This window comes from Micromonospora sp. NBC_01412, from assembly GCF_045040215.1.
GTDB classification, from domain to species: domain Bacteria; phylum Actinomycetota; class Actinomycetes; order Mycobacteriales; family Micromonosporaceae; genus Micromonospora; species Micromonospora rubida.
Genome location: NZ_CP109528.1, coordinates 1,636,991 through 1,660,586, shown reverse-complemented (window position 1 = coordinate 1,660,586; position 23,596 = coordinate 1,636,991). Strand labels below are relative to the sequence as shown.

The 23,596-nt window shown below is 66.5% G+C and carries 19 protein-coding genes, 2 tRNA genes and 3 rRNA genes; 18 read left to right on the top strand and 6 right to left on the bottom strand.

Translation table 11 applies throughout. The annotated features are described in order from the left end of the window. Nucleotides 1-129: 129 nt before the first annotated feature. On the bottom strand, nucleotides 130-453 hold the full coding sequence (locus OG617_RS07305; RefSeq protein WP_405099835.1) for a hypothetical protein: 324 nt from the start codon (nucleotides 451-453) through the stop codon (nucleotides 130-132). A 471-nt stretch (nucleotides 454-924) separates the two neighbouring features. Here OG617_RS07305 and OG617_RS07300 point away from each other — a divergent pair, with 471 nt between their 5' ends. The 4 genes from OG617_RS07300 to OG617_RS07285 all read left to right on the top strand — a co-directional run bounded on the left by OG617_RS07300 (nucleotide 925) and on the right by OG617_RS07285 (nucleotide 2,039). Further along, nucleotides 925-1,062: a hypothetical protein gene (locus OG617_RS07300; protein ID WP_405104137.1), complete on the top strand. Its 138-nt coding sequence runs from the start codon at nucleotides 925-927 to the stop codon at nucleotides 1,060-1,062. Further along, entirely contained in the window at nucleotides 1,059-1,136 is a 78-nt protein-coding gene (locus OG617_RS07295) for a hypothetical protein (RefSeq protein WP_405103525.1), read from the top strand. Before OG617_RS07300 ends, OG617_RS07295 begins: the two co-directional genes overlap by 4 nt. Before the next feature lie 199 nt (nucleotides 1,137-1,335). Continuing rightward, on the top strand, nucleotides 1,336-1,821 hold the full coding sequence (locus tag OG617_RS07290; RefSeq protein WP_405099833.1) for a contact-dependent growth inhibition system immunity protein: 486 nt from the start codon (nucleotides 1,336-1,338) through the stop codon (nucleotides 1,819-1,821). A gap of 2 nt (nucleotides 1,822-1,823) precedes the next feature. Continuing rightward, the gene (locus OG617_RS07285; RefSeq protein WP_405099831.1) at nucleotides 1,824-2,039 is read left to right on the top strand and encodes a transposase; all 216 of its coding nucleotides are present in this window, start codon (nucleotides 1,824-1,826) and stop codon (nucleotides 2,037-2,039) included. A 1,262-nt stretch (nucleotides 2,040-3,301) separates the two neighbouring features. Here the strand turns inward: OG617_RS07285 and OG617_RS07280 are convergent. Beyond that, nucleotides 3,302-3,835, bottom strand: a complete 534-nt coding sequence (locus tag OG617_RS07280; protein ID WP_405099829.1) for an SUKH-4 family immunity protein — start codon at nucleotides 3,833-3,835, stop codon at nucleotides 3,302-3,304. A gap of 874 nt (nucleotides 3,836-4,709) precedes the next feature. Between OG617_RS07280 and OG617_RS07275 the strand changes: the two genes are divergently transcribed. Continuing rightward, on the top strand, nucleotides 4,710-5,435 hold the full coding sequence (locus tag OG617_RS07275; protein ID WP_405099827.1) for a GntR family transcriptional regulator: 726 nt from the start codon (nucleotides 4,710-4,712) through the stop codon (nucleotides 5,433-5,435). 26 nt (nucleotides 5,436-5,461) lie between these two features. Here OG617_RS07275 and OG617_RS07270 read toward each other — a convergent pair whose 3' ends face one another. Beyond that, a complete protein-coding gene (locus OG617_RS07270; protein WP_405099825.1) occupies nucleotides 5,462-5,647 on the bottom strand; it encodes a hypothetical protein in 186 nt (61 codons plus the stop codon). Nucleotides 5,648-5,969: 322 nt separating this feature from the next. On the opposite strand from OG617_RS07270, the gene OG617_RS07265 reads away from it, so the two are divergent. After that, a complete protein-coding gene (locus OG617_RS07265) occupies nucleotides 5,970-6,191 on the top strand; it encodes a hypothetical protein (protein WP_405099823.1) in 222 nt (73 codons plus the stop codon). Nucleotides 6,192-6,244: 53 nt separating this feature from the next. Here OG617_RS07265 and OG617_RS07260 read toward each other — a convergent pair. Beyond that, nucleotides 6,245-6,318, bottom strand: a tRNA-Gly gene (locus tag OG617_RS07260). A 414-nt stretch (nucleotides 6,319-6,732) separates the two neighbouring features. Between OG617_RS07260 and OG617_RS07255 the strand changes: the two genes are divergently transcribed. The 6 genes from OG617_RS07255 (at nucleotide 6,733) to OG617_RS07230 (ending at nucleotide 12,198) form a co-directional block, all read left to right on the top strand. Beyond that, nucleotides 6,733-6,806, top strand: a tRNA-Pro gene (locus tag OG617_RS07255). A gap of 142 nt (nucleotides 6,807-6,948) precedes the next feature. After that, nucleotides 6,949-8,301, top strand: a complete 1,353-nt coding sequence (tig, locus tag OG617_RS07250; RefSeq protein ID WP_405099821.1) for a trigger factor — start codon at nucleotides 6,949-6,951, stop codon at nucleotides 8,299-8,301. A 170-nt stretch (nucleotides 8,302-8,471) separates the two neighbouring features. Then, entirely contained in the window at nucleotides 8,472-9,113 is a 642-nt protein-coding gene (locus OG617_RS07245) for an ATP-dependent Clp protease proteolytic subunit (RefSeq protein WP_161684732.1), read from the top strand. 14 nt (nucleotides 9,114-9,127) lie between these two features. Beyond that, nucleotides 9,128-9,790: an ATP-dependent Clp protease proteolytic subunit gene (locus OG617_RS07240; RefSeq protein ID WP_396685481.1), complete on the top strand. Its 663-nt coding sequence runs from the start codon at nucleotides 9,128-9,130 to the stop codon at nucleotides 9,788-9,790. Nucleotides 9,791-9,998: 208 nt separating this feature from the next. Further along, nucleotides 9,999-11,303, top strand: a complete 1,305-nt coding sequence (gene clpX / locus OG617_RS07235; RefSeq protein ID WP_161684728.1) for an ATP-dependent Clp protease ATP-binding subunit ClpX — start codon at nucleotides 9,999-10,001, stop codon at nucleotides 11,301-11,303. 97 nt (nucleotides 11,304-11,400) lie between these two features. Continuing rightward, a complete protein-coding gene (locus tag OG617_RS07230) occupies nucleotides 11,401-12,198 on the top strand; it encodes a carbon-nitrogen hydrolase family protein (RefSeq protein WP_405099817.1) in 798 nt (265 codons plus the stop codon). Nucleotides 12,199-12,233: 35 nt separating this feature from the next. Here the strand turns inward: OG617_RS07230 and OG617_RS07225 are convergent, their stop codons facing one another. Next, nucleotides 12,234-12,461, bottom strand: a complete 228-nt coding sequence (locus OG617_RS07225) for a hypothetical protein (RefSeq protein ID WP_396685486.1) — start codon at nucleotides 12,459-12,461, stop codon at nucleotides 12,234-12,236. Nucleotides 12,462-13,104: 643 nt separating this feature from the next. Between OG617_RS07225 and OG617_RS07220 the strand changes: the two genes are divergently transcribed. From OG617_RS07220 to rrf, 3 genes are all read left to right on the top strand, one after another. Beyond that, nucleotides 13,105-14,621: ribosomal RNA gene (locus OG617_RS07220) — 16S ribosomal RNA — on the top strand. A gap of 377 nt (nucleotides 14,622-14,998) precedes the next feature. After that, nucleotides 14,999-18,106 (top strand): 23S ribosomal RNA (locus OG617_RS07215). Nucleotides 18,107-18,189: 83 nt separating this feature from the next. Continuing rightward, nucleotides 18,190-18,306, top strand: a 5S ribosomal RNA gene (rrf, locus tag OG617_RS07210). Together the 16S, 23S and 5S rRNA genes form the textbook arrangement of a ribosomal RNA operon. Nucleotides 18,307-18,441: 135 nt before the next feature. Here the strand turns inward: rrf and OG617_RS07205 are convergent. Next, the gene (locus OG617_RS07205; RefSeq protein ID WP_405099814.1) at nucleotides 18,442-19,125 is read right to left on the bottom strand and encodes a hypothetical protein; all 684 of its coding nucleotides are present in this window, start codon (nucleotides 19,123-19,125) and stop codon (nucleotides 18,442-18,444) included. A gap of 69 nt (nucleotides 19,126-19,194) precedes the next feature. Here OG617_RS07205 and OG617_RS07200 point away from each other — a divergent pair, with 69 nt between their 5' ends. The 3 genes from OG617_RS07200 (at nucleotide 19,195) to OG617_RS07190 (ending at nucleotide 23,575) form a co-directional block, all read left to right on the top strand. Next, entirely contained in the window at nucleotides 19,195-21,813 is a 2,619-nt protein-coding gene (locus tag OG617_RS07200; RefSeq protein WP_405099812.1) for a valine--tRNA ligase, read from the top strand. Nucleotides 21,814-21,908: 95 nt separating this feature from the next. Next, the gene (locus OG617_RS07195; protein ID WP_405103523.1) at nucleotides 21,909-23,180 is read left to right on the top strand and encodes a bifunctional folylpolyglutamate synthase/dihydrofolate synthase; all 1,272 of its coding nucleotides are present in this window, start codon (nucleotides 21,909-21,911) and stop codon (nucleotides 23,178-23,180) included. Beyond that, complete coding sequence (locus OG617_RS07190; protein ID WP_405099810.1) at nucleotides 23,177-23,575, top strand: DUF4233 domain-containing protein; 399 nt, start codon at nucleotides 23,177-23,179, stop codon at nucleotides 23,573-23,575. The genes OG617_RS07195 and OG617_RS07190 overlap by 4 nt, the downstream gene beginning before the upstream one ends. Nucleotides 23,576-23,596: the final 21 nt, after the last annotated feature.

The following is a 23,596-nucleotide window of genomic DNA, read 5'->3' as shown; positions in this document are numbered from 1 at the left end:
CGAGTATGGATCGGGCGACAGGATCAAAAACCGTGAGAACCGAGCGCGGCTGTCATCGCGGACCAGTTGGGTGGCCCGCGATGACAGCCGCGATGGTGGTCAATCGGCCGCTGAGGGGCGGCGGCGTCGTCAGAAGTTGACGCTGACTCCGGCAGCCTTGCATGCGGCCGTGATGTCCGCGCCGGCCTTCTCGAAGGCGGGGTTGTCGGCGGCGTCTGCCGGGTCCGCTGCCGCTGCGGCCTTGGATGCCTCCACCCCGAACTGCTTCAGCGCGGTGGCCACCTTGCCCTCGCTCCCGGTGGCGGCCAACGTGGTCAGCTTCTCGTCCAGATCGGTCAGGATCTTCTTGAACACGGCCGGCGACGGTTCACCGGACTGCATGGCGGCGACGAACTGCGACTTCATGTCGTCCCCGGCCTTCTTCGCCGACTCGCAGAGCTTCTTGTCGCTCACGCCGCCCGTGGTGCCCGCCGCGGCCGTAGAGGACGGCGCCGAGGAGGCGGAGGCGGCCGCCGAGGAGGGAGCCGTGGAGGCCGACGGCGTTGACCCGGCCGTGGTCTTGGTGTCCTCCCCACCGCACGCGGTGAGAGCCATCAGGGAGCCGCAGATCAACAGAGTGGAGGTAACCCGAAAACGCTTCACAGGCGCGCACGCTAGCCGATGCACTCATTGCGGACAACTCGAATCAACGGTCGGCGAAGAACGATCGGGGCCAGCTGGGCGCTGCACAGCGCGGGAGAAACACGACGATGCGACGGTGGTCAGCTTCGAACCGGCCCGTGTCGCGGCGGGGAGTAGCTGCCCCGCAGGCCGCCAGCGGCCTCGCACCAGTCACATCCGCTTGGCCGGGTCGTTGTCCCGCACGCCGTGGTGGCCCGCCCGAAGGAGGCCTTGTGACCGCCATCGCCAACGCGTTCGACGCAGGTGACCGGCGTCGACGTCAGGAAGCCCCTGGTCGGTTGGGCGAACCTGATCCACCGCCGGGGCGTCGGCACGATCAACTGCCACGTCGCCGACGGCACCGGGGGATACCCGGAGAACGCCCGTACGACCGGATCGTGACCCGGTGCACCCCAGCCCGGCTGCCCCGGCACTGGGTTGACCAACTCGCCGACGGTGGCCGGATCGTCGCCTGACTGCCGCTCGCCGCACTGCCGTTCATCACCGCGGTCGCCACGATCACCGCCGATGCCGGACAACCGCGAGACCCGATTGCAAGGTGCGAAGCGGCGCGGCAGCCCTCGGTGGCGGCTGACCACCCTCGCGATCGCCGCGGTGCCTCTCGCCGACCTCACAGGCATCCCCGGGGGTGCCGTGCGCACTACCCTGACCGTCATGGCGACCATCGAGCAGCTTGAGCGGGACGTCTGGCCGGACCCCGGCCCGGACGACACCTCCCTCATCCGACGCTGCACGGAGTTGCGACGCAAGCCGGTAGCGGAGTTCACCGTCGAAGACCTGCGCATCATGCTCGGTCAGCAGATCGGGGTGTCGGTCTTGCTGCCTCTCGCGGTGCAAGTCCTGCTCCGAGATCCCTTGGCCGAGGGCGACTACTACCCAGGCGACCTGCTCCGTAACGTGCTGCGGCTACCGGACTCCGAGTGGTCGAGTCTCCGAACCGAACGGAAGCGTCTGGCATCGGTTCTGGCTCAACTCGTTGCCGGCCCCCCGTTCTCCGACCCTGACCTCAAGCCACGTGACCTGAACCGAGAGCTTCGCGACGTCATGATGCGGTTCGTTGCCGATGAGAGCGGCAGTCGATCCATCAGGAGAGCGGAGGTTCGGGGGCAGAGGTCGAAGGGCTCCAGCCGGGGACGTTGACCTTGGCTGAGCTGCGGCTTGATGTGGTGCGGGAACGAGGACAGCCACAGTACGAGCACCTCGGCTACGAGAAACACGACCCGGCCGGCGTCGGCTCGGGCAACATCCGTAACGGCACCCGGGCGAAGACGGTGCTGACCGACGCGTCGGGGCCGGTGCGGATCGACGCGCCACGGGACCGGGTGGGCACGTGCTCGCCGGCCCAGCCACGATTCTGATGGCCATTGCGTTGACACTCCTGCCAAACTCCGTCGCGCTGTTTCCTCCTACGCTGACGGAGCACGGGACGCGTCGCGACCCATCTGGGCCGCGGTGCTCGTGACGGGGCTGGTCGCCTTCAGCTGGCGGTTGTGGGAGCCGGTGTCCCGTCGGCGTGGTGATGCGAGGGTGGCCTGGCCCCGGACAGCCAATCCGGCACAGCGTCGTGGAGCGGGCGACGGGAATCGAACCCGCATCGTCAGTTTGGAAGATCGTGTTCGGCTGTCGTGATCTGTCCGGAGTGCCTGGTCAGCGACGCTGTCGTGCTGCCCGATCTTGACCGCTGCTGACCGCCTGGGACACCGGCTACTGGCACGTGGCTGGCACGGCTGCGCGGTGGGCGCGCGGCTGTCCGGCGGTGTGCGGCCTACCGCTCCCGGCCTCTCGGGCCGGGGGCGGCTTGCCGTGTCGCCGGCTCTCCGCGCGCCTGGACCGTGTCTTAGGTCTGCTGTAGACAGGCTGCGAGAGGCATTGCAAAGGACTATCTTCCGCGTGGGAATATCGCTACATGGCCGATGCTGGAGGTCTTCCCCAACCCCGCATCCGGCCGGCAGTTCCCGACTCGCCCCCCGACGCCGGCAGTCCGAAGCCGCCCCTTCATCAGGGGCCGCCCTCGGTCCAGGAGAGCCACGCGGTTACGCAGATAGCCCTGGGGGTAGTCACAGTCCTAGCGGTCATCGCCTGGGTGACGGTAGGAGCTTTCGTTACCGCCCAACTCATAAGCTTGCCTGGCCTCGCCTTTGGCTACCTGAACCTCATGGCTTGGTACTACATGCCCTGGGCGCTGTCGTGGGCTTTGGGGCTCTCCGCAGTAGTCGTTCTGCTTCGCCTCAAAGTCCGAGGCGGCAGGGCCCATGTGATGATCTCTATCGCAACCGTGTTCGTGGTGCTGACGCTGCTGACACTCTGCGGCTCGCGGGAGATGGCAGCGTTGCTGCTGCGGTAGCCGTACAACCGAACCTGCCTAACGACCCCGCCGCGCGGGCCGATGCCGGCCAGAGGCCGCCGGCCGAGTGCTGCGGGCGGGCCGCGCTTGCGCGGCCCCTTGATCCATAAGAGAGTGATTCGGCAGTGGTGGAGTTGAAGCGGATGTCCCGTCACGGGACATGTTTGACACTCGCGTCCCACCTGGTGTCTGACATGATCCTCAAGACGCGTCGCGGAGGCCCTTACGCTTCGCGACGGGGGCGCGCATCGCGACAACAGAGGATGTCTGCGTCGATCAGTAAAGCCACCGGTCGAGCACAGCGGGCCAGAATTGGGTTCGATGATCGCCGTCCCCGAACGCGGGCGGGTCAAGGGCCCTGATCCGCTCCAACAGGTCGGTGAGCTCCGCGAGTGCTTCCTCTTCGGCCTGTCCGTCTTCGTCCCAGCGGCCGATGACGCTTGAGCTGGTCAGCCAGCTACCAACCATGTGCAGCGAACACAGCCAGTGGTTAACCGTTGAGTTGACGAACCAGGTGCTGCCGTCCGACGACCATGCCTGCACCTCACCGGTCCCCGGCGCGGCACCGTACACCCAGTCCAGGTCGTCGGAGTTCGCCAACCGGTACGTTGTCGGCTCTGCATGGAATGACACCGCACTCACGAGGTCATCGATCAGCGGTACGCCACAGGAGACCAGCGCGACCTTCTGCGGCTCGGGAAGCCGCCACGTCTCCACGTCCAGCTCGGTGGCACGCACCACCCGCCCAGTACCAGCCCAGGCCGTGACCGCCTCAAACGCGGGAGGCAACGGAAGATCATTAACGGGCACGCCACTGAGGGTAGTCCGGGCAAGGTTCCAAGCACCTGGTGTTCCTGTAGTGGCTAGGCGTTCGACCATCGGAATGTGGGCCACCCCGCTCAGGTGCCACCGGCTGCAACCAGGATGACCTAACAACCATGGCCGGCTGTCATGCATTTGCTGGGATCAATCAAGCATGTGGTGGGACTAGACATGGAGTTGAAGCGGAACTCAGGGCCGCTGCCTCGTGACCAGCGGGAAGGACGCTCTACGCCTGCTCATGCGCTGTCTCGCGCTGCCATGGTCTACCACTGGTTCACGACGTTCATGGTGCCTTGTGCCCCATCTGCGAACCAGACTCACCATCGAGGGGTGCCTATAGATGCCGGAGTAGCCGCCCGAGCCGCTGGCTCGTCGGTGAACATAGGCTCGATGCTCTGACCCGCCGCTGCCGGTGGTGTGACAGGAGTTCATTGGTCGGTCCGGCCGCCGGGGTCCGCAGACGCAGATCCTGGTACACGCGAGCAAGCTGCTGCCCAGAGGTTAGGGCCGGTGACCACGTACCTGTCCGGTGCGGCGCATGACCAGCTCCGGGCAGCGCAGGGGCAGCTTGACCAGCACACGCCGTCGAGCGCGGACGGGCGCTGCGCCGGCTGCGGTGAGGAAGGGACGTGCTCTTCCTGGCGGGAAGCGTTGCGGTTGTTCGGCCGGTACGGCTGCCTACCACGCCGCTGGCCAGGGGCGTCGCGACCGGAACACATCGGCGCCTCGTCTTCCTGGTCGGGATGGTTGGCCGCAGCGGTGGAGTGTGTGACGCCGGACGGCTGACCTGACTTGTTCTGTCATGCACACAACTCATAAGCTGCTGTTATTCATGCAGCGTTCATAGGTGGGGTGGCCCGCGATGGCGTACGAGATTCCGACGCCGAAGTACCTGCGCGTGTTGAACACGCTGCGGAAGCGCATCGAGGACGGCGACTACGTCCCCGGTGCGGCACTGCCGTCGGAGAACCAGCTCTGCACGGAGTTCGGGGTGTCCCGTCCGACGGTGCTCAAGGCGTTGGGCATCCTCAAGCAGGACGGCTGGATCGAGTCGCAGCAGGGCAAGGGCAGCTTCGTGCGCGGCCGGCCCGTCTCCGGCCGCACCTCGCCCGACTACGCCCGCGACGCCGTTGAGCTGGACGAGACCGGGGAGACGGAGATCCTGCACGTCGGCCCGGTGCTCGCCTCACCACGCATCGCGGCGGAGTTGAAGATTCCGGAGGGCGCGCCGGTCTACGAGCGGCGCCGCCGGACCGTCTCGGAGGCGGGGCCGGTGGACCTGGTGGCCACATTCGTGCCGGTGGACATCGCGGTCGGTACCGACATCACCAAGCCGGCTCCGATCCCGGGTGGCCTGCTCGACCTCATCGCCCGCCACAAGGGCCTACGTGCCGACTACGCCACCGAGCGAATGACCGCCCGCCGGGTGAGCGAGGTCGAGGCCGAGGCCCTGAAGGTGCCGGCCGACGAGTCGGTGATGAGCGTCGTCATCACCGTCCACCAGGCATCCGGTGACCCGATCATGACGTCGGTGCTGGTCATGCCGGGCAGCCGCCACGAAATCGAAGACACCTACGCCCTGTCCTGATCCGCTGCGTCAGCCCGGCGGGCGGCTCAGCGGCACATCTCACCGGCAGTCCGCGTGACTCGCCCGTCTCCCCGATCGACGCACAGTTCGCTGGTCGTGCAGTCGATCCAGTAGGTCTGCCCGCGTTCGATCAACACTGGCTGGTCCAAGTGGAACCATCGGCCAACGGTGTCCACCAGCATCAGACGCTCGGCTGTCACCCGCTCAGCCATCACACCTCCTCCGTGCCGGCCCTGGACACCCGGGGCCGGCTTTCCACATTGTGCAATCGGTTCACCTTAAATCTTGCTTGTGCTTACAATCTGATGCGGCTTGTAAGATTAACCGGCTGTCAGGAAGGAAGTCGCCTGGTGAGGCTAGGAGGCTGCCAAGTGGTTCCGATGACGTTGAAGGTGCCGGTCCCGTCCGGGTACGTCTTCCCCGCCGGGGCGCTCTGCCTCGGCGTCTCGCCGGAGATTGACTTTGGGCGGGCGGGGTGAGGCGGACAACCAGGCGCGGGACAAGGAGACCGGGGACCGGGAGATCGCGGCTGGCATGGACCGCCGCATCGCCAAGCAGGCCAAGCGCGCGACGGCACCGGCCGCGACGAAGGCCAAGGCCAAGCCCGCCAAGGCGAAGGACAAGGCCAGCGACAAGCCGGCGAAGCAGAAGCCCGCCAAGGACAAGAAGGCCGACCGGCCGGCACGCGAACCCGCCTCGGACGGCACGGTCGGCGCTACTGGCACGCCAATGACATGCAAGATCAGTAGGGGCTGAAACGAGAGCGGCCCAGGTGCGACGAAAGTGCCGCTGACCTGGGCCGGAAGGTGTGGAGCGGGCGACGGGAATCGAACCCGCACCGTCAGTTTGGAAGACTGAAGCTCTACCATTGAGCTACGCCCGCGTGCGACCTGCTGTACAGGCCGCGCCGACAGCCTACCCGGTGCCCGGCCCCGCCGCGCATCAGTGTCTCCCCCACCCGCCCCGCCCCGCCCCTTCCCGTACCAAGATCCCCGCAGATTCGTGGAACGTGTGGCTTCCCAGCGCGGCGTGGCCACGCTTTCCCTGAATTTGCCCCGGTCGGGTCCTGCCCGACGGGGCAGGACCCGAGGGCGCGTCGGTGGCGTCCCGCTCAGCGCCGGCGTCGGCGCATCTCAGAGGCGGCCCGCGTGCCGCCGGCCCGTCGGGGCGCCGCCGCCTGGCGCGTGGTGGGGCGTGTGTCGAATGGGGTTCCGTGTCCCGTCGGGGTGGTTCCGGGGTGTCGGGCGATGCCCCGGCACTCCCGACAGGCGGTCAAGGCATACACTTCTCGTCGCCACGGGGTGTGGCGCAGCTTGGTAGCGCACTCGCTTTGGGAGCGAGGGGCCGTGGGTTCAAATCCCGCCACCCCGACTGTCGTCCGCGGCCGGGGCGTCCCGGGTGCCGCCTTTTCCGTGCGGCCCCCGGGCGCTGCCGGAGGGCCGCGTCGGCTCACCTACACTCGATGGGCCGAATTACGCCCAGACTCAACTGAGATCCGTCAAGGAGTACGCCTGTGAAGAGCACCGTCGAGACTCTGAGCCCGACGCGCGTGCGGCTCGCCATCGAGGTGCCGTTCGTCGAGCTCGAGCCGAGCCTCAAGAAGGCGTACCGGGAGATCGGTTCGCAGGTACAGGTGCCCGGCTTCCGCCGGGGCAAGGTGCCGACCGCCGTGATCGACCAGCGGGTGGGCCGGGGCACCGTCCTCAACGAGGCGGTGCAGGAGGCCATCCCGCAGAACATCCTCGCCGCGGTCCGCGAGCATGACCTGAAGACCCTCGGCCGGCCCGATGTCGAGATCACCGAGTTCAACGACGGTGACTCGCTGAACTTCACCGCCGAGGTCGACGTCCGGCCCGAGATCACCCTGCCCGACCTGGACAGCATCGAGGTCACCGTCGACGAGCTCCAGATCGACGACAGTGAGATCGACGAGCAGGTGAAGAACCTGCGTGAGCGGTTCGCCACCCTGAAGACCGTCGAGCGGGCCGCCGCCGAGGGCGACTACGTCCAGATCGACCTGAACGCCACGGTCGACGGTGAGGACGTCCCCGGCGGGCAGGCGACCAACATCTCCCACGAGGTCGGCAGCAAGCAGCTCCTGCCGGGGATGGACGAGGCTCTCGTCGGCCTCGCCGCCGGCGAGAGCACCACCTTCACCACCCAGCTCGTCGGCGGCGACTTCGCCGGCCGGGACGCCGAGGTGGCGGTGACCGTGCGCACGGTCAAGGAGAAGGAGCTGCCCGAGCTCGACGACGACTTCGCGCAGCTGGCGAGCGAGTTCGACACGATCGACGAGCTGCGCGACGACCTGCGCGAGAAGGTCACCCGGGGCAAGCGCGTCGAGCAGATCTACGCCGCCCGGGACAAGGCCCTCGAGCAGCTCGTCGAGGCCGCCGAGGTGCCGGCGCCGGAGGGCGTGGTCCGCGAGGAGGTCGAGAGCCGCAAGCAGGCCATGGTCGACCAGCTGGAGCGGATCGGCGCCTCGCTGGAGGAGTACCTCGCCGCCGAGGACAAGACCGAGGAGCAGATCGACGCCGAGCTGAACGAGGCGGCGACCGACGGGGTCAAGATCCAGCTGCTGCTGGACATCCTGGCCGACGCCGAGGACGTCCAGGTCTCCGACGACGAGTTCGGCCACGAGATCGTCCACCGCGCCCAGCGCGCCGGGATGGCCCCGCAGCAGTACTACGACCAGCTCGTCCGCTCCGGCGCGGCGGCCGCCGTCTTCGGCGACGTGCGGCGGGGCAAGGCGCTCGCCTCGGTGATGGAGCACATCAAGATCAAGGACTCGGCGGGCAACGAGGTCAGCCTCGACGCGATCCGCGCCGAAGGCGACGAGGCCCACGACCACGACCACGAGCACTGATCGTCGGCTGAGGCCGCCGTCCACCGGTCCCGGTGGACGGCGGCCGAAACCCTTTTCCGGGTACGTCTGGGAGGGGCTGCGCTGAGAGCGAAAAGCGCCCCGACCGGGACTGTGTCACCCGGGTGAGCGGTTAGTGTCGGTGAAGACGGTACGGAGAGCGAAGGGCTGCCATGACCGACATGCACATCCCAGCGAAGCCGCTCCGGGCGATCGAGGCCCGCGGTGGCGACAACATTGGCAACCTCGACGACTCGGTCTACAACCGGTTGCTCAAGGAGCGCATCATCTTCCTCGGCAGCGAGGTGACCGACCAGGTCGCCAACCGCATCTGCGCGCAGCTGCTGCTGCTCGCCGCGGAGGACCCGGACCGCGACATCAACCTCTGGATCAACTCGCCGGGTGGCTCGGTCTACTCCGGCATGGCGATCTACGACACCATGCAGTTCATCGACAACGACGTGTCGACCGTGGCTATGGGCATGGCGGCCTCCATGGGCCAGCTCCTGCTCTGCGCGGGCACCAAGGGCAAGCGGTACGCCCTGCCCCACGCGCGGATCATGATGCACCAGCCGTCCGGCGGCATGGGCGGCACCGCCTCCGACATCGCCATCCAGGCGGAGCAGATGCTCTACACGAAGCGGATGTTCCAGGAGCGGGTCGCGCACCACACCGGCCAGACCCAGGCGCAGATCGAGGCGGACTCGGACCGCGACCGCTGGTTCACCGCCCAGGAGGCCAGGGACTACGGCTTCATCGACAAGGTGATCACCGGAGCCACCCAGGTTCCGGAAGGCGCCGGGACCCTGAGCTGAGCGAGGAGCTGACGATGACCGACCTGAGCCTGCCGCCCCAGTTCGCGGCCGTGCACAACCGCTACGTCCTGCCGTCGTTCGTCGAGCGCACGTCGTACGGGGTGAAGGAGTCCAACCCGTACAACAAGCTCTTCGAGGACCGGATCATCTTCCTCGGCGTCCAGGTGGACGACGCGTCCGCCAACGACGTGATGGCGCAGCTGCTGACGCTCGAGGGCACCGACCCGGACCGCGACATCACCATGTACATCAACTCGCCGGGCGGTTCCTTCACCGCCATGACGGCGATCTACGACACGATGCAGTACATCCGGCCGGACGTCTCGACGGTCTGTCTCGGTCAGGCCGCCAGCGCGGCCGCCGTGTTGCTGGCCGCCGGCACGCCGGGCAAGCGGATGGCGCTGCCGAACTCGCGGATCATCATCCACCAGCCGGCAACCGAGGGCGGTTACGGGCAGGGCTCGGACATCGAGATCCAGGCCCGGGAGATCCTGCGGATGCGGACCCAGCTGGAGGACATGCTCTCCCAGCACTGCAACCGGCCGCTCGAGAAGGTCCGCAAGGACATCGACCGGGACAAGATCATGACGGCCGAGGAGTCCCGCGAGTACGGGCTGGTCGACACGATCCTCACCAGCCGCAAGAAGGGCCTGCTGGCCGCCAACGCGGCCCGCTGACCGAGCATCGGGTCGGAGGCCGGCCGGGCGGGTTCCCGGTCGGCCTCTGACACGCCCGAATTGGGGGTCGGAGAAACCCCCGCCAGCGGGTAACGTCGGGTCCGTACCGCTGCGTCGGGTCGGTCCGGCGGGCGAACAGAGCCGGACGGAGCGCAACGTCCGCAAGTCATGGCCGGTGCACCGGCCGATGAGTGCAGGGAGAACGTAGGTGGCACGAATCGGTGACGGCGGCGACCTACTCAAATGCTCCTTCTGCGGCAAGTCGCAGAAGCAGGTCAAGAAGCTCATCGCGGGCCCTGGGGTCTACATCTGCGACGAGTGCATCGATCTCTGCAACGAGATCATCGAGGAGGAGTTGGCCGAGTCCGGCGAGGTGAAGTGGGAAGAGCTTCCCAAGCCGATGGAGATCTGCCAGTTCCTCGACAACTACGTGGTCGGCCAGGACCAGGCCAAGAAGGCGCTCGCGGTCGCGGTCTACAACCACTACAAGCGGATCCAGGCCGAGGCGGCCGGCGCGCCGGGTTCAGGTAGCGACGCCGTCGAGCTGGCCAAGTCGAACATCCTGCTGCTCGGGCCGACCGGCTGTGGCAAGACGCACCTGGCGCAGACCCTCGCACGGATGCTGAACGTCCCCTTCGCCATCGCCGACGCCACCGCGCTGACCGAGGCCGGCTACGTCGGCGAGGACGTGGAGAACATCCTCCTCAAGCTGATCCAGGCTGCGGACTACGACATCAAGCGCGCCGAGACCGGCATCATCTACATCGACGAGGTCGACAAGATCGCCCGCAAGTCGGAGAACCCGTCGATCACCCGGGACGTCTCCGGCGAGGGCGTCCAGCAGGCCCTGCTGAAGATGCTGGAGGGCACGGTGGCCAATGTGCCGCCGCAGGGCGGCCGGAAGCACCCGCACCAGGAGTTCATCCAGATCGACACCACCAACGTGCTGTTCATCTGCGGTGGCGCCTTCGCCGGTCTCGACCAGATCATCGAGTCTCGCACCGGCCACGGCGGCACCGGCTTCGGCTCCCGGCTCCGGTCGATCTCCGACCGTTCGGCCGACGATATCTTCAGCCAGGTGATGCCGGAGGACATGCTGAAGTTCGGGCTGATCCCCGAGTTCGTCGGCCGGCTTCCGGTGATCACCAACGTCCGCAGCCTCGACCGGTCGGCCCTCGTGCGGATCCTCACCGAGCCGCGCAACGCCCTGGTCAAGCAGTACCAACGCCTCTTCGAGCTCGACGGCGTCGAGCTGGAGTTCGACGACCCGGCCCTGGAGGCGATCGCCGACCAGGCGATGCTGCGCGGCACCGGGGCCCGTGGCCTGCGCGCCATCATCGAGGAGGTTCTGCTCTCCGCGATGTACGAGGTGCCGAGCAACCCCGACGCCGCCCGGGTGCTGATCACCCGCGAGGTGGTCCTGGAGAACGTCAACCCGACGATCGTGCCGCGGGAGTTCACCGGCCGCCGGGCCCGTCGCGACCGTGGGGACCGCGAGGAGAAGTCCGCCTGACCTGCCTTCCCCCTGATCAGGGGAGCGGTGTTCCCGCGGCGGCCCCGGAGAAGTCCGAGGCTGTCGCGGGCGCTTCTTCGGCCGTACGCTGAGGGCCATGCGCGTCGCCGTCTGCCAGCTCAACGCCCGCGACGACCGGGCGGCCAACCTCGCGGCCGCGGAGGCCCTGCTGGTCCGCGCCGCAGCGGCCGGTGCGGACCTGGCCGTCCTCCCGGAGTACGTCGACTACCTGGGCCCCGCAGCCGGCCTGCCCGCGCCGGAGCCCGTAGACGGCACGGTGGGCCGGTTCTTCGCCGATGTGGCCCGCCGGCTCGGCATCTGGCTGGTCGCGGGATCCTTCCACGAGGCCGGCCCGGATCCGGAACACACCTTCAACACGTCGTTGGTCTTCGACCGGTCCGGCACGCTGGTCACCAGCTACCGCAAGATCCATCTGTACGACGTGGAGATCCCCGGGCGGGTCTCCTACCTGGAGTCGGCGACGGTCGCACCAGGGGAGAAGCCCGTGGTGGTCGACGTCGAGGGCGTCCGGGTCGGCCTGTCGATCTGCTACGACCTGCGGTTCCCCGAGCTCTACCGGCAACTGGTCACGGACGGGGACGCGCAACTGCTGGTGCTGCCGGCGGCGTTCATGCTGCACACCGGGCGGGACCACTGGGAGGTCCTGCTGCGGGCCCGGGCCATCGAGAACCAGTGTTTCGTGGCGGCGGCCGGTCAGACCGGCGACCACGAGCCGGCGCGTACCTGCTTCGGCCGCAGCATGGTGGTCGACCCGTGGGGGACGGTCCTCGGCCAGGTGCCGGACGGCCCCGGTCTGACCGTCGTCGACCTCGACCTGGAGCGGCTCCGGGCGATCCGCGCCGAGCTGCCGAGCCTGGCAAACCGCCGCCTCTGAGCGCCGTTGGCGGGACGTCGGCGGGTGGGCGGTCATCAGCCCTGGAGCAGGACGCCGATCACGGTGAGGCCGGCGATGGCGCCGGCGGTCACCAGGAGGGCGGTGGTCATCCGGGATGTTCCGCGACGGGCCAGCCGGCCGACCGACACCAGGATGACGACCAGTACGACGGCGCCGATGACCAGCTGCCAGAAGGGCATCAGCAGGCCGAGCAGGGCTTCCTCGGCGAGGGTGGCCGCCGGTAGGGCGGGAGCGTCATCCATGCCAGACACTTTGGCACGCCGGCGCATGGTGTGCGGGTGAGCCGTGCGGACGGTTCCCGGGACACGATCTTGGCAGCATCGACGGACGCTGATTTGCCTTCTGTTGGCCGTACGCGTAACTTTCTCTCTGCAAGCGGGAGGCCGGACAAACCGGCTGAGAGCGGGCACCAGGCTTGAGGCGGAGACGCCGAGCGAGGCTGGGAACCTGGGTGGTGCGGAGCAACGCCGGTGAGACGGAGTTGCGATCGCGAAGCCGACCAGGTAGAGTGCTGAAGCCGGCAGGAGCCGGGCGGATGGCCGCGGAAGTGGCGATCGGCCGGTCTGCGGCTTCCCACGACAGAAACGACCGCCAATTCTGGCGAGCGTCAACGTGGGGTCGATCAAATCGGCAAAGAAAACTTCGGCAACGAGGTTGACTGCGAAGAGGCGATCGGGTAAGTTGGAGAGGTTGCCCCAGAAGGGGGTCCCACTAAGTGGGATTCACTGGATGGTGTGTGGTTGTTCTTTGAGAACTCAACAGGGTGCTTGATAAGCCAGTGCCAATTATGATTTATACCCCGTACTGGTCGGACTTTAGGGTTTCGGCTGGTTGGGATTCCTTTGGCAACACTTTTTGTTGTCGGGACAGTTTTTCAACAAGTTTTTGTTGGAGAGTTTGATCCTGGCTCAGGACGAACGCTGGCGGCGTGCTTAACACATGCAAGTCGAGCGGAAAGGCCCTTCGGGGTACTCGAGCGGCGAACGGGTGAGTAACACGTGAGCAACCTGCCCTAGGCTTTGGGATAACCCTCGGAAACGGGGGCTAATACCGAATATGACTGCTGGCCGCATGGCTGGTGGTGTAAAGTTTTTCGGCCTGGGATGGGCTCGCGGCCTATCAGCTTGTTGGTGGGGTAATGGCCTACCAAGGCGACGACGGGTAGCCGGCCTGAGAGGGCGACCGGCCACACTGGGACTGAGACACGGCCCAGACTCCTACGGGAGGCAGCAGTGGGGAATATTGCACAATGGGCGGAAGCCTGATGCAGCGACGCCGCGTGAGGGATGACGGCCTTCGGGTTGTAAACCTCTTTCAGCAGGGACGAAGCGAAAGTGACGGTACCTGCAGAAGAAGCACCGGCCAACTACGTGCCAGCAGCCGCGGTAAGACGTAGGGTGCGAGCGTTGTCCGGAATTATTGGGCGTAAAGAGCTCGTAGGCGGCTTGTCGCGTCGACTGTGAAAACCCGCAGCTCAACTGCGGGCCTGCAGTCGATACGGGCAGGCTAGAGTTCGGTAGGGGAGACTGGAATTCCTGGTGTAGCGGTGAAATGCGCAGATATCAGGAGGAACACCGATGGCGAAGGCAGGTCTCTGGGCCGATACTGACGCTGAGGAGCGAAAGCGTGGGGAGCGAACAGGATTAGATACCCTGGTAGTCCACGCTGTAAACGTTGGGCGCTAGGTGTGGGGGACCTCTCCGGTTTCCTGTGCCGCAGCTAACGCATTAAGCGCCCCGCCTGGGGAGTACGGCCGCAAGGCTAAAACTCAAAGGAATTGACGGGGGCCCGCACAAGCGGCGGAGCATGCGGATTAATTCGATGCAACGCGAAGAACCTTACCTGGGTTTGACATGGCCGCAAAACTCGCAGAGATGTGAGGTCCTTCGGGGGCGGTCACAGGTGGTGCATGGCTGTCGTCAGCTCGTGTCGTGAGATGTTGGGTTAAGTCCCGCAACGAGCGCAACCCTCGTTCGATGTTGCCAGCGCGTTATGGCGGGGACTCATCGAAGACTGCCGGGGTCAACTCGGAGGAAGGTGGGGATGACGTCAAGTCATCATGCCCCTTATGTCCAGGGCTTCACGCATGCTACAATGGCCGGTACAATGGGCTGCGATACCGTAAGGTGGAGCGAATCCCAAAAAGCCGGTCTCAGTTCGGATCGGGGTCTGCAACTCGACCCCGTGAAGTCGGAGTCGCTAGTAATCGCAGATCAGCAACGCTGCGGTGAATACGTTCCCGGGCCTTGTACACACCGCCCGTCACGTCACGAAAGTCGGCAACACCCGAAGCCGGTGGCCCAACCCCTTGTGGGAGGGAGCCGTCGAAGGTGGGGCTGGCGATTGGGACGAAGTCGTAACAAGGTAGCCGTACCGGAAGGTGCGGCTGGATCACCTCCTTTCTAAGGAGCACCATCCGTCGAAAGGCGGTATGGAGCCCGCGACCTGCGTATGTCGGGTTGGGGTGCTCAGATGGCGGAGACACTGGTGAGTTTTGCCCTGGCAACGGCCGGGGGACCTAGTACAGCTGCCCTTTTGGGGTGGTGGGAATGGTTCCTTCTGGTGCGGCTGGGGGAGGGCGGAGAGCACCCTGTTGGGTCCTGAAGGAACAACCATTGGTTGTTTTCTTCGGAGCCATTGCCTCGCCTGTGGGTGGGGGTTGGTTGCCAGGCATGGCCTGGTCTCGCATACCGTCGGCGGTTGTCGGGTTTGGTGTGGGGCTGTGGGTTGTGGGTTGGTCGTTTGTTGAGAATTGCACAGTGGACGCGAGCATCTTTGTGGTCAAGTTGTCAAGGGCGAACGGTGGATGCCTTGGCACCAGGAGCCGATGAAGGACGTGGGAGGCCGCGATAGGCCTGGGGGAGCTGTCAACCAAGCTGTGATCCCAGGGTGTCCGAATGGGGAAACCTGGCATCAGTCATGTGATGTCACCCGCACCTGAATACATAGGGTGTGTGGAGGGAACGCGGGGAAGTGAAACATCTCAGTACCCGTAGGAAGAGAAAACAAGAGTGATTCCGTGAGTAGTGGCGAGCGAAAGCGGATCTAGGCTAAACCGGCTGCGTGTGATACCTGTCAGGGGTTGCGTGGTTGGGGTTGTGGGACCTTGCTGAATGAGCTGACACTTGTTCGAGAAGTTATAAAACCAGTTGCTAGCCGAACAGTCTGGAATGGCTGACCGTAGGCGGTGAGAGTCCGGTAGGTGAAAGTGGCTGGTCTTCTGTGGGTGTTCCCGAGTAGCGGCGGACCCCTGTAATCTGCCGTGAATCTGCCAGGACCACCTGGTAAGCCTAAATACTTCCTGGTGACCGATAGCGGACAAGTACCGTGAGGGAATGGTGAAAAGTACCCCGGGAGGGGAGTGAAATAGTACCTGAAACCGTTCGCCTACAATCCGTCGGAGCCTTGCGGGGTGACGGCGTGCCTTTTGAAGAATGAGCCTGCGAGTTAGTGGCATGTGGCGAGGTTAACCCGTGTGGGGGAGCCGTAGCGAAAGCGAGTCTGAATAGGGCGATTCAGTCGCGTGTCCTAGACCCGAAGCGGAGTGATCTAGCCATGGGCAGGCTGAAGCGCGGGTAAGACCGCGTGGAGGGCCGAACCCACCAACGTTGAAAAGTTGGGGGATGACCTGTGGTTAGGGGTGAAAGGCCAATCAAACTCCGTGATAGCTGGTTCTCCCCGAAATGCATTTAGGTGCAGCGTCGCGTGTTTCTTGCCGGAGGTAGAGCACTGGATGGTCTAGGGGGCCCACAAGCTTACCGAAATCAGCCAAACTCCGAATGCCGGTAAGTGAGAGCGCGGCAGTGAGACTGCGGGGGATAAGCTTCGTAGTCGAGAGGGAAACAGCCCAGATCACCAGCTAAGGCCCCTAAGCGTGTGCTAAGTGGAAAAGGATGTGGGGTCGCATAGACAACCAGGAGGTTGGCTTAGAAGCAGCCACCCTTTAAAGAGTGCGTAATAGCTCACTGGTCAAGTGGTTCCGCGCCGACAATGTAGCGGGGCTCAAGCACACCGCCGAAGCTGTGGCATTCATATTTTATCCTCGCTTGGACTTGATTCCTTGTGCAGGTGTGTGGATGGGTAGGGGAGCGTCGTGCCGGGGGTGAAGCAGCGGGGTGACCCAGTTGTGGACGCGGCACGAGTGAGAATGCAGGCATGAGTAGCGAAAGAAGGGTGAGAAACCCTTCCGCCGGATGACCAAGGGTTCCAGGGCCAGGCTAATCCGCCCTGGGTGAGTCGGGACCTAAGGCGAGGCCGAGAGGCGTAGTCGATGGACAACGGGTTGATATTCCCGTACCCGCGAAAGAACGCCCATGATGAACCTTGTTGTGCTAACCATGTGATCTTGGGGCGGTCTTCGGACTTAACTGGGTGAGTGTGGGAACCTGGCGGGTAGTAGTCAAGCGATGGGGTGACGCAGGAAGGTAGCTGAGCCCGGCCGGTGGTTGTGCCGGGGTAAGCGTGTAGGCCGTACCGTAGGCAAATCCGCGGTGCATTAAGGCTGAGACGTGATGCCGAGCCGATTCAGGTGAAGTCAGTGATCCTATGCTGCCGAGAAAAGCCTCTAGCGAGTTCTTAGCGGCCCGTACCCCAAACCGACACAGGTGGTCAGGTAGAGAATACCGAGGCGATCGGGCGAACTGTGGTTAAGGAACTCGGCAAATTGCCCCCGTAACTTAGGGAGAAGGGGGGCCGGAGACGTGAAGCCCCTTGCGGGTGGAGCGTTGTATGGCCGCAGAGAGCAGGGGGAAGCGACTGTTTACTAAAAACACAGGTCCATGCGAAGAAGTAATTCGATGTATATGGACTGACGCCTGCCCGGTGCTGGAACGTTAAGGGGACCTGTTAGCTCTTCGGGGCGAAGCGGAGAACTTAAGCGCCAGTAAACGGCGGTGGTAACTATAACCATCCTAAGGTAGCGAAATTCCTTGTCGGGTAAGTTCCGACCTGCACGAATGGCGTAACGACTTCCCCACTGTCTCAACCACAGGCCCGGCGAAATTGCATTACGAGTAAAGATGCTCGTTACGCGCGGCAGGACGGAAAGACCCCGGGACCTTTACTATAGCTTGACATTGGTATCCGAATTAGCTTGTGTAGGATAGGTGGGAGCCGGTGAAGTCCATACGCCAGTATGGGTGGAGGCAATCTTGAAATACCACTCTGGTTGATTTGGGTTTCTAACTTCGGGCCGTTATCCGGTTCAGGGACAGTGTCTGGTGGGTAGTTTAACTGGGGCGGTTGCCTCCTAAAAGGTAACGGAGGCGCCCAAAGGTTCCCTCAGCCTGGTTGGCAATCAGGTGTTGAGTGCAAGTACACAAGGGAGCTTGACTGTGAGACTGACAGGTCGAGCAGGGACGAAAGTCGGGACTAGTGATCCGGCACTTGCGAGTGGAAGCGGTGTCGCTCAACGGATAAAAGGTACCCCGGGGATAACAGGCTGATCTTCCCCAAGAGTCCATATCGACGGGATGGTTTGGCACCTCGATGTCGGCTCGTCGCATCCTGGGGCTGTAGCAGGTCCCAAGGGTTGGGCTGTTCGCCCATTAAAGCGGTACGCGAGCTGGGTTTAGAACGTCGTGAGACAGTTCGGTCCCTATCCGCCGTGCGCGTAGGATACTTGAGAAGGGCTGTCCCTAGTACGAGAGGACCGGGACGGACGAACCTCTGGTGTGCCAGTTGTCCCGCCAGGGGCACGGCTGGTTAGCTACGTTCGGAAGGGATAACCGCTGAAAGCATCTAAGCGGGAAGCCTGCTTCAAGATGAGGTATCCCACCCACTTTTGTGGGGTAAGGCCCCCAGCTAGACTACTGGGTTGATAGGCCGGAAATGTAAGCTCGGTAACGGGTTGAGTTGACCGGTACTAATAGGCCGAGGACTTGACTACTAAGCTGCTACGCGTCCACTGTGCAACTCTCGACAAATGAACAACAGACCAGTTGCTGGTGTTGTTTGATATGTCGATAGAGTTACGGCGGTCATGGCGGAGGGGAAACGCCCGGTTACATTCCGAACCCGGAAGCTAAGCCCTCCAGCGCCGATGGTACTGCACTCGGGAGGGTGTGGGAGAGTAGGACACCGCCGGACATCTTTCGGTCAGGGCCACCCCTTCGGGGGTGGCCCTGACGCGTTTCCGTGACCATTTCCGTACCCACGACCCGGGCCGTTCCGGCATGACTGATCCGGCGTGAACGGCCGGAACGCGGTCCCCGGGGACGCGGCTCAGGAACGGGACTGGACATCCTCGCGGATCCGCCGCATCAGATCACCGGCGGCGTCGACCGGGCGCCCCGGCAGCATCGCCATCGCGACGCTGCCGTGGTCCGCCCAGCCGCAGACGGCGAAGTCACCGCCGTCGCCGCTGGTGGTGCCGCACTTCATCACCCCGCCGAACCGGCCAGCCGGCACCTTACGCAGCCCGGTGACCTTCCCGGTCTCGTCGGCCATCAGGCCGAAGAGGGTGTCCAGGTCGCGTTCGGGCTGCCACAGCAGGGTGGTGCCGCCGAAGAGCAGCACGGAGCGCTTGTCGTCCGCCGGATCGCGGTACACGACGCCGAGGCTGCGATCCAGGTCGATGTCGGCGGACAGTCCGTCGCGCAGGTAGTCGGCGGTGCTGCGGGCCCGGTCGCTGTCGTCGCGCTGCAGGCCGGCGACGGTGGCCGGAGCGGCCAGCCGGGCGTCCTTCTGCTGTGCCACCCGCCAGCCGGCGACGCCCAGCGCCCCGACGCCGGCGAGGCCGGCCGCCAGGAGCACGGTGAGGGCGATCCGCCCGCGCCGGGACCGGGGACCGCGCCGCCGGGCCGAGCCCTGCGGGCCCCGGTTGCTGAGCCGGATCGGTTCCCCGGTGAGGTCGATCGGCTCGGGCTCGTCAGCGAGCGGACGCTCAGTGAGATGTGCGTCGGACATAGCCGACACCGTACGCGAAGGGCAGGTGGCGCACGTCGGGTCCGCGGAAGCGCTCCGTAGACTTTCAGGGTGACCGACAGCCTGGACGCCCGACGCCCCGACGCCCCGACCCTGCCCGCCCAGTACCAGCCGGGCGACGTTGAGCAGCGACGGTACGAGCAGTGGGTAGCCGCCGGGCACTTCCGGGCGTCGGCCCAGAGCGACAAGCCGCCCTTCGCGATCGTCATCCCGCCGCCCAACGTGACCGGCTCGCTGCACATGGGCCACGCGTTCGAGCACACGCTGATGGACGCCCTTACCCGGCGCAAGCGGATGCAGGGCTTCGAGTCGCTCTGGCTGCCGGGTATGGACCACGCCGGCATCGCCACCCAGAACCTCGTCGAGCGGCAGCTCGCCGGAGAGGGCCTGTCCCGGCACGACCTGGGCCGGGAGAAGTTCGTCGAGCGGGTTTGGCAGTGGAAGGCCGAGTCCGGCGGCGCGATCCTGGGCCAGATGCGCCGCCTCGGCGACGCGGTCGACTGGGACCGCGAGCGTTTCACCATGGACGCGGGGCTGTCCCGGGCCGTGCAGACCATGTTCAAGAAGCTCTTCGACGACGGGCTGATCTACCGGGCCAACCGGATCATCAACTGGTGCCCGCGCTGCCTGACCGCCCTGTCCGACATCGAGGTGGAGCACACCGACGACGACGGCGAGCTGATCTCGATCCGGTACGGCGACGAGGTCGTGGTGGCCACCACCCGCGCCGAGACGATGCTCGGCGACACCGCCGTGGCGGTGCACCCCGACGACGAGCGGTACCGGCACCTGATCGGCACCGAGGTCGCCCTGCCGCTGACCGACCGGCGCATCCCGATCGTCGCCGACGAGCACGTCGACCCGAGCTTCGGCACCGGCATGGTGAAGGTGACCCCGGCGCACGACCCGAACGACTTCGAGATCGGTCAGCGGCACGACCTGCCCGCCCTGACGATCATGGACGAGCGCGGCATCATCACGGCGCCGGGCCCATTCGAGGGCCTGGACCGGTACGAGGCCCGGCCGGCGATCGTCGCCGCGCTGCGCGAGCAGGGCCTGATCGTGGCCGAGAAGCGGCCGTACGTGCACGCCGTGGGCCACTGCTCACGGTGCAAGACCACGGTCGAGCCGCGGCTGTCGTTGCAGTGGTTCGTCAACACCGCCCCGCTGGCGAAGGCGGCCGGGGACGCCGTGCGCGACGGCCGGGTGAAGGTCGAGCCGGCCGAGCTGGCCAAGCGCTACTTCGCCTGGGTCGACAACATGCACGACTGGTGCATCTCCCGCCAGCTCTGGTGGGGCCACCGCATTCCGGTCTGGTACGGCCCGGACGGCGAGATCGTCTGCGTCGGCCCGGACGAGGAGCCGCCGGCCGGCGATGGCTGGCACCAGGACGAGGACGTCCTGGACACCTGGTTCTCCAGCGGCCTGTGGCCGTTCTCCACCCTCGGCTGGCCGGAGCAGACCCCGGACCTGGCGAAGTTCTACCCGACCAGCGTCCTGGTCACCGGGTACGACATCCTGTTCTTCTGGGTCGCCCGGATGATGATGTTCGGCCTCTACGCCATGGACGGCCGGCCGCCGTTCGACGTGGTGGCCCTGCACGGCATGGTCCGCGACGAGCACGGCAAGAAGATGTCGAAGTCGTTCGGCAACGTGGTCGACCCGCTGGACTGGATCGACCGGTTCGGCGCGGACGCCACCCGGTTCACCCTCGCCCGGGGCGCCAACCCCGGCCAGGACGTCCCGGTCAGCGAGGACTGGTGCCAGGGCTCCCGCAACTTCTGCAACAAGCTGTGGAACGCCACCCGGTTCGCGCTGATGAACGGCGCCCACACCAACGGCCCGCTGCCGCCGGCCGAGCAGCTCTCCACCGTCGACCGGTGGATCCTGTCCCGGCTGGCGCACGTCACCGCCGAGGTCGACGAGCAGTTCGAGGCGTACGAGTTCGCGAAGGTCTGTGATCTGCTCTACCACTTCGCCTGGGACGACGTCTGCGACTGGTACGTGGAGCTGGGCAAGCCGGTGCTCGCCGAGGGCGGGGCGGCGGCCGACGCCACCCGGCGGGTGCTCGGGCACGTCCTGGACCAGCTCCTGCGGCTGCTGCACCCGGTGATCCCGTTCGTCACCGACGAACTGTGGATCGCGCTGACCGGCGGGGAGACGGTGGTGACGGCCGCGTGGCCGGCCGCCGACCGTACCGGGATCGACGACGCCGCGGAGGGCGAGGTCGGCACCGTCCAGCGGGTGGTGACGGAGATCCGGCGGTTCCGCTCGGACCAGGGCCTGCGGCCCACCCAGCGGGTGGTCGCCCGGCTCGACGGCCTGGCCGGCGCGGGCATCGCCTCCCACGAGCGGCTGATCCGCTCGCTGGTCCGGCTCGACCCGGCCGGCGACGACTTCCAGGCCAGCGCGACCCTGGCCATGCCCGGCGAGGTGAGCGTCGCGCTGGACACCCGGGGTTCGATCGACGTGGCCGCCGAGCGGGCCCGACTGACGAAGGACCGCGCCGCCGCCGGGAAGGAGGTCGCGCAGGCCCGCGCGAAGCTGGACAACCCGGCGTTCGTGGGGAAGGCCCCGGAGCCGGTGGTCGCCAAGATCCGCGACCGGCTCGCCACGGCCGAGGCCGACCTGATCCGCATCGATGCCGCTCTGGAGGCGCTGCCCTCGTGACCGACCGTAACGATCGCACCCACCGCACCGCTCGCGGCGTCGACGGCGAGTTTGCCGCCGTCGACGCCGAGCTGGCCGCGCGCGGGTTCACCCGCATGCACTTCGAGCTGGACCGGATCGAGACGCTGCTCGACCTGCTCGGCAGCCCGCAGCGGGCGTACCCGTCGATCCACCTGACCGGGACCAACGGGAAGACCTCGACCGCCCGGATGATCGACTCGCTGCTGCGGGCGTTCGGGCTGCACACCGGCCGGTACACCAGCCCGCACCTGGAGACCGTCCGGGAGCGGATCAGCCTGGACGGGGAGCCGGTCAGCGAGGAACGCTTCGTGGCCACGTACCGCGAGGTGGTGCCGCTGGCCGAGTTGGTCGACCAGCGCTCCGCCGAGCCGTTGACCTACTTCGACCTGACCACGGCGCTGGCGTTCGCCACCTTCGCGGACGCCCCGGTCGACGTCGCGGTGGTCGAGGTGGGGATCGGCGGGGCGGAGGACTCCACCAACGTGATCCAGGCCGGCGTCGCGGTGCTCACCCCGATCGGGCTCGACCACACCGAGTGGCTGGGCGACACCCTCCAGGACATCGCCCTGCACAAGGCCGGGATCATCCACAAGGGGGCCACGGTCGTCTGCGCGGCGCAGGAGGAGGAGGCCGCCCGGCCGATCCTGGAGCGGTGCGCCGAGGTCGGCGCGACGATCGCCCGCGAGGGGGCGGAGTTCGGCGTGCTGCGCCGTTCGGTGGCGGTCGGCGGCCAGGTGCTCAGCATCCAGGGCCTCGGCGGGGTGTACGAGGACATGTTCGTTCCGCTGCACGGCGCGCACCAGGCGCAGAACGCGGCGGTGGCGCTCGCCGCCGTGGAGGCGTTCCTCGGGGCGGGATCGAATCGGCAGCTCGACGTGGAGGCGGTCCGGGAGGGCTTCGCCGCCGTCAGCTCGCCCGGCCGGCTGGAGAAGGTGCGGAACGCGCCGACGATCCTGCTCGACGGGGCGCACAATCCGCACGGGATGGCGGCCACGGTGACCGCCCTCCAGGAGGAGTTCGCGTTCAGCAAGCTGGTCGGCGTGCTCGGCGTGCTCGGCGACAAGGACGCGCTGAGCCTGCTGGAGCTGCTGGAGCCGGTGCTCGACTCGCTGGTGGTCACCCGCAACAGCTCGCCGCGGGCGATGCCGGCCGACGAGCTGGCCGAGCTGGCCCTGGACGTCTTCGGGGCGGACCGGGTGGCGGTGGCCGAGGAGATGCCCGACGCGATCGAGGCGGCGGTGGCCGAGGCCGAGTCCGACGTCCCCGGCGAGCTGTCCGGGGTCGGCGTACTGATCACCGGGTCGGTGGTGACCGTGGCCGACGCCCGCAGGCTGTTCAAGCGATGACCGCCCCGGGTTCAGACCGCCGGGCGGAGGGCGCCGGCGACGGATCGGGTCAGCGGCGCTCCGGGCTGCGCAACCCCGAGGGGGCGGTGCGCGGCCTGGGCGCCGGGACGCTCGGCCTGGAGGCCCTGGTGCTGCTGCTCGCGATCCAGCCGATCCGGGTGGTCGGCGGGGAGCTCAGCGGCGCGGCCGTCGCGGTGATCGTGGCGTTGGCCGTGGCGGCGATCGTGCTCGCCGGGATGATGCGCCGGCAGTGGGCCTGGTACGCCGGCACGGTGCTCCAGGGGGCGCTGCTGCTCGCCGGGCTGCTGCACTGGTCACTGCTGGCGGTGGGGATCATCTTCACCCTGGTCTGGGGGTACGCCCTGCACGTGCGCCGGGTGATCCTCGGCCGCTGAGCCACTGCCTGCGGGACGGGC